6 protein-coding genes are annotated in these 5,753 nt (G+C 71.2%); 1 reads left to right on the forward strand and 5 read right to left on the reverse strand.

What is annotated here, in order from left to right; all coding sequences use genetic code 11:
• Positions 1–11: 11 nt before the first annotated feature.
• From ACWIE7_RS18105 to ACWIE7_RS18125, 5 genes are read right to left on the reverse strand one after another with little or no spacing between them, the layout of a single operon-like run.
• A complete protein-coding gene (locus tag ACWIE7_RS18105; protein WP_454070176.1) occupies positions 12–917 on the reverse strand; it encodes a TIGR03619 family F420-dependent LLM class oxidoreductase in 906 nt (301 codons plus the stop codon).
• A gap of 2 nt (positions 918–919) precedes the next feature.
• The gene (locus tag ACWIE7_RS18110; protein ID WP_454070177.1) at positions 920–1,438 is read right to left on the reverse strand and encodes a nuclear transport factor 2 family protein; all 519 of its coding nucleotides are present in this window, start codon (positions 1,436–1,438) and stop codon (positions 920–922) included.
• The gene (locus tag ACWIE7_RS18115) at positions 1,435–2,619 is read right to left on the reverse strand and encodes a thiolase domain-containing protein (RefSeq protein WP_454070178.1); all 1,185 of its coding nucleotides are present in this window, start codon (positions 2,617–2,619) and stop codon (positions 1,435–1,437) included. The genes ACWIE7_RS18110 and ACWIE7_RS18115 overlap by 4 nt, the downstream gene beginning before the upstream one ends.
• A complete protein-coding gene (locus tag ACWIE7_RS18120) occupies positions 2,616–3,677 on the reverse strand; it encodes a thiolase domain-containing protein (protein ID WP_454070179.1) in 1,062 nt (353 codons plus the stop codon). Before ACWIE7_RS18120 ends, ACWIE7_RS18115 begins: the two co-directional genes overlap by 4 nt.
• Before the next feature lie 10 nt (positions 3,678–3,687).
• Positions 3,688–4,728, reverse strand: coding sequence for an OB-fold domain-containing protein (locus tag ACWIE7_RS18125; protein WP_454070180.1), 1,041 nt, complete (start codon positions 4,726–4,728; stop codon positions 3,688–3,690).
• A gap of 90 nt (positions 4,729–4,818) precedes the next feature.
• Here ACWIE7_RS18125 and ACWIE7_RS18130 point away from each other — a divergent pair.
• The coding region (locus tag ACWIE7_RS18130) for an LLM class F420-dependent oxidoreductase (RefSeq protein WP_454070181.1) at positions 4,819–5,753 on the forward strand (935 nt) is incomplete at its 3' end.

Here is a 5,753-nt window from a genome sequence, read left to right on the forward strand (position 1 = left end):
CCGGGGAACTGTCAGTCGGTCAGGCCGTACTTCGCGCCGAAGTTGGAAATGGACTCGAGCTTCTGCTCGGTGGAGCAGTCGAAGCCGTGTCCCTCGACCATCCACGGCATCACGATGATGTCCGTGACCCCGGCCTCGGCCAGCTCGGTGAAACCGCGCGTGCCGAACTTGTCCAGGCAGACCACCTGGATGGCGAAAGGCTTGCCGTCGCCGCGGTCGGCGAGCGAGCGGCCGCTGGCCTCGAGCAACTCGCCCAGGCGCGTGACGGTGGCCGCGATCTCGTCGAACTTCATCATCGCGCTGGTCCAGCCCTGGCCGATCCGCGCCGCCCGCTTGAGGGCGATCTCGGTGTGGCCGCCCACGTAGAACGGCACCTGCTCGGACGGGGCCGGGGTGAAGATGAGCTCGTCGAAGTCGAAGTGGTCGCCGTGGAACTCCATCCACTCGCCTTTCAGTGCCTCGCGCATGATGGCCAGCGACTCGTCGGTGCGCTTGCCGCGGCCCTTGAACGGGGCGCCGCACCACTCGAACTCGTTGGGATCCCACCCGATCCCCACGCCCAGGTCGAGCCGGTTGCCGGTCATCAGTGCGACGGAGGCGACCTGCCGGGTCAGGAGCAGCGGGTTACGCGGCCCGACTTTCAGTACCTGAGGGCAGAACCTGATCGTCGACGTGGCGCCGCCCATCGCGGCGGAGGCGATCAGCGGTTCGACCCACTGCGTGTTCTCGTCCCACATCCGCGAGCCGTCCGGCGTGTACGGGTAGTCCTTGTCCTGTCGACGCGGATGGAACAGGGAATCCGGCAGCACGACCCGGTCGAAACCGGCGGCCTCGGCGCCGCGGGCGATCGAGATGTACTGGTCGACGGGGGAGAAGGAGACGGGGACGGAGAACTCGACGTCGACTACGCGGGACATGATCACTCGCTCTTCCGGGCGGCGCCGGCGATGACCGCCCTGTCGTCGTCGGTCAGCGGCCGCAGGCCCGAGGCCAGGGCGACGTCCTGCTCCCAGAAGGCGCGGAGGGAGACCAGGCGGCCGTCGGAGTCGACGCGGTAGTCCACGGCGATATCGATCTCCATGATGTTCTCGCCCATATGCGTGCGCATGGTGCCGATGCACAGTATTTCGTCGCCGACGGCGATCCCGCGGTCGAAGCGGAACTCGATGTGGTCCGGGGTGGCCACGGCCTTCTCCCAGAACTCCAGGAGTCGCTCGGTACCGCGGTGGCCGATTCCCTCGGCGTCGAACATCGACGGGCCCACGGGGTCCTCGATGCAGCCCTCGGGCGACCAGCCGGCGATCCAGGCGTCGCGGTCACCGGCGTTGGTCGCCGCCCACGACCGGCGGGCGGCGGCGTAAGCGGGACTCGCCAGCGCGGCCTCGCTCAACTCGAGTGGCCGGTACTGGCCGCTCTCGTCCAGGTAGGGGTTGCTCATGACTTACGCTCCGTTCCCACGACCCACATCGAGAAGTACTGCGAACCCCCGCCGTAGGCATGACCGAGGGCCTTTCGGGCGTCGGGGATCTGGTGCTCGTCGGCACGGTTCATCACCTGGCGGGCCGCCTCGGCGAACCGCAGCATGCCCGAGGCGCCGATCGGGTTGGAGCACAGGACGCCGCCGGACGGGTTGACCGGCAGCGAGCCGTCGCGCGCGGTGGCGCCGGACTCGGTCATTCGCCAGCCCTCGCCCGGGTCGGCGAACCCCAGGCTCTCCAGCCACATGGGCTCGAACCAGGAGAACGGGACGTAGATCTCGGCGGCGTCGATCTCCTCGGCCGGGTTGGTGATCCCGGCCTCGGCCCACAGCGCGGCCGCGGCGTCGCGGCTGGCCTGCGGGTTGGCGTAGTCGCGCCCGGCGAAGGTGCCAGGCTCGGTGCGCAGGGCGGTGGCGTGGATCCAGGCGACCTGACGGCCCTCGGCCTCGACGGCCTCGGCGGACTCGGTGTCACCGATCACGATCGCGCACGCGCCGTCGGAGGACGGGCAGGTCTCGTCGAAGCGGATCGGGTCCCACAGCATCTGGCCCTCGAGCACCTTGTCCACGGTGATGTCGGGCTGCTTGAGGTGCGCGTACGGGTTGATGGAGCCGTTGAGCCGGTCCTTGACCGCGACCATGGCGCCCACGTGCTCCGGGGCGCCGGTGCCGCGGATGTAGGAGCGCACGTGCGGGGCGAAGTAGCCGCCGGCGCCGGCACCGACCGGCGCGGTGAATGGCACGGGCAGCGAGAGCGCCCACATGGCGTTGGACTCGGACTGCTTCTCCCACGCCACGGCCAGCACCCGGCGGTACCGCCCCGACTGGACGTGGGACGCGGCCACGATCGCGGTGGATCCACCGACGGAGCCGGCGGTGTGCACGCGCAGCAGCGGCTTGCCCACGGCGCCCAGGGCGTCGGCCATCATCAACTCGGGCATCATGACGCCCTCGAACAGGTCGGGGGCCTTGCCGACGATCACCGCGTCGATGTCGTCCCAGCCCACCCCGGCGTCGAGCATGGCGGCGTCGATGGCCTCACGGCAGAGGCCGGCCATGGAGACGTCGGTGCGGCGGGAGACGTGGTGGGTCTGACCGGTGCCGAGCACGGCGGCGGGCAGGCCGGAGCTGTGGGCGCTCATGCGGTGCGTCCTTCCAGGAGGCAGATGAGGTTCTGCTGCAGCAGGTGGCCGCTGGTGGCGTGGGCCAGGGCGCGCTCGGTGCGGCCGGACCAGATGGCCTCGGCGGCGTAGCCGATGCGCTCGAGCCCGGCGGAGAACAGCGGGTCGGCGACCAGCGAGCCGCCGGACGGGGTCACCGTGACGTCGTCGGACAGGCCCAGTGCCGCGCGCAGGAGGAGTTCCTGGTGCGTGTACTGGGTGTGCAGCTCGGCGACGCCGACGCCGCCCAGGTCGGGACGGTCCGACGACGAGCCGCTCGCGCGGACCGCGGCGGCACGGGCCGAGGGCGAGTCGGTGAGATCGCGGGCGCCGAACTCGGCGGAGTCGGCGATGTGCTCGATCCCGGAGATGTAGGCGGGGTCGGCGACCAGTTCACGGGCGCGGTCGCCCGAAGCCAGGATGATCGCGCCGGCGCCGTCGGTGACCGGCGAGCAGTCGTGACGGCGCAGCGGGTCGGCGATATACGGCTCGGACAGCAGCTCGGCGGCGTCCCGGCCGTGGGCGCGGGCGGCGACGGCGGCCATCTCGGCCTCCGACCAGCGCCCGGCGTCGATGCCGGAGCGGGCCTGCAGCGCGGCCACGTGGTGGCGGCCCGGCCACAGCGGGGTCACGGTGTACGGGTCGAGCTGCAGGGCGAGCGCGGTGTCGAGGTCGGTGCTGGCCGAGGCCTTGCCGAAGCCGTAGACCAGCGCGGTGTCGGCGTGGCCGGCGGCGATCTTGAGGTAGGCCTCGAACAGCGCCCAGGCGGCGTCCATCTCGACGTGCGACTCGGAGATCGGCGGCACGGCGCCGATCGAGTCGACGGCGGAGATGAAGGAGAAGGCGCGGCCGGCCAGGTAGTCGGACGAGCCCGAGCACCAGAACTCGATGTCGGTGCGGTCGAGGCCGGTCTGCCGGTAGCACTCGGCGAAGACGGGGGCGAGCATCTCGACACCGTTGGTGGTGCCGAACGTGGACTCGGAATGGCGGGCGTGGGCGAAACCGATGACGGCCACGTCCCGGGGAGCAGTGTGGGTCACGAGGTGTCCTCTACAGGTGTGTGGCGGCGGTGGCCGGATCGGTGTCGGGCTCACCGCTGGGCTCGAAGTGCGTGATGGCCTTCATGGACGCGGGCCGCTCGGACTCCGGCGCCCACACGGCGCGCACGCGCATCCCGATCCGCACCTCGGAGGCCTCGCAGCCCAGGACGAGGTGCTGGATGGGCACATCGGAGCCGTCGAGCAGGATGTAGGCCGTGACGTACGGGGGCTTGATCTCCTGCCCCGCGAACGGCACGTTGACGATGCCGAACGTGGTGACGGTGCCGACGTCGGCGACCTCCACGTATTCGCCCATGGCCACGCCGTCGGACGGGCAGTAGTCGCGCGGCGGGACGTAGACCTCGGGGCCGTTGGAGCGGCGGCGCCCCAGCATCCGGCCCTGCACGATGGCGCGCAGGAACTCGCTCTCCGCGGGCGCGGCCGTGTGGGTCACCGCCAGGCCGATGGGCGTGACGACCCCCGTGACGGGCTCGGCGGCAGCGGACTCGGCGGCGGGCTCGCCGTCAGTGGGCGGGGCGTCGGTGGCGGCGGTGTCGTCGTCGTACCCCTCGGGGACCACGCACGCGATGTCGTGGACGTCGCCACGTCGCTCGGCCGACCACTGCACGCGCACGCGCATCCCGGTGCTCACGGCCTCGGGGCCGTCGGCGGCCAGGGCCAGGAGCATGGCGGTGTCCGCACCGTCGAACCGCACGAGCGCCCAGGCGAACGGGGTGTCGAGCGGGTTGACGTCGGTGGGGTCGGGAACCCAGGTCCAGGCGACGACGACGCCGCCGACCCCATCGCCCGAGCCGACCTCCACGGTCTCGGTGAGCGGCGCGCGCGTATGCGGGTCGAACTCGACCGGCGGGACGTGCACGGTGCCCCGGGAGTCGCGGTTGCCCACGATCCGGCGGTCGCGGAGGCCGGTGAAGAACGCTCCCAACACGGGGCCGGTCGACCTGGTGTAGTCGAAGGACGGCGTGAGCGAGGCGGACAGCACGGGCTGGTCCGGCGGGGTGATATCGACAACTGTTTCTCTGGACGTCACAGCCGTAAGTAGAACACGTTCCACCGGATTCTGGGCGGCTTTCCGTGGTGGGCGTCACGCAGATCCGGCGGCGTGGGTCACACTGTGTCCATGAAATTCGCCTTGCAGCTCGGATACTGGGGCGCGCAGCCGCCCACCAATCACGCCGACCTCGTGGTGGCCGCGGACAAGGCGGGGTTCGACACCGTCTTCACCGCCGAGGCCTGGGGTTCCGACGCGTTCACCCCGCTGGCCTGGTACGGCTCACTCACCGAGAACATCCGGTTGTCGACCGCTGTCGTGCAGCTCTCCGCTCGCACGCCCACGGCCACCGCGATGAGCACCATGACGATCGACCACCTGTCCGGCGGGCGCTTCTGCCTGGGGCTTGGCGTCTCGGGGCCGCAGGTGGTGGAGGGCTGGTACGGGCAGGCGTTCGCCAAGCCGCTCGCCCGGACCCGCGAGTACATCGACATCATCCGCAAGGTGCTGCGGCGCGAGGCCCCGGTGACCTCCGAGGGGCCCGCCTACGCGCTGCCGTACCAGGGCGCGGACGCCTCCGGCTTCGGTAAGCCGCTCAAGTCGATCCTGCATCCGCTGCGCGAGGACGTGCCCATCTGGCTGGGCGCCGAGGGCCCCAAGAACGTGGCCCTGGCCGCCGAGATCGCCGATGGCTGGCTGGGCTTCCTCGCCTCGCCGCGCACGGCGTCCGAGTTCAACTCCTGGCTCGATGAGGGCTTCGCCCGCCCCGGCGCGCGGCGCACCCGCGAAGACTTCGAGGTGGCGTTCCTGTGCCAGCTGCACATCACCGATGACCGCCGCGGCGTGATCGACGCCTACAAGCCGTTCACCGCGCTGTACGCCGGCGGCATGGGGGCCGAGGAGAAGAACTTCCACGCCGAGGCGTTCCGCAGGATGGGGTTCGCCGAGGACGTGGACCGCATCACCGAGCTGTTCCGCGCCGGCCGCAAGGACGAGGCCGCGGCCGCCGTGCCGGACGAGATGGTGGAGGCCACGGCGATCATCGGCGACGAGGCGCAGGTGCG

This window comes from Dietzia sp. NPDC055343, from assembly GCF_053645265.1.

What these genes read in the sequence shown, in the direction of transcription:
- ACWIE7_RS18105 (WP_454070176.1), bottom strand. Translation starts at nt 917, where the DNA reads ATGTCCCGCGTAGTCGACGTCGAGTTCTCCGTCCCCGTCTCCTTCTCC.
- ACWIE7_RS18110 (WP_454070177.1), bottom strand. Translation starts at nt 1,438, where the DNA reads ATGAGCAACCCCTACCTGGACGAGAGCGGCCAGTACCGGCCACTCGAG.
- ACWIE7_RS18115 (WP_454070178.1), bottom strand. Translation starts at nt 2,619, where the DNA reads ATGAGCGCCCACAGCTCCGGCCTGCCCGCCGCCGTGCTCGGCACCGGT.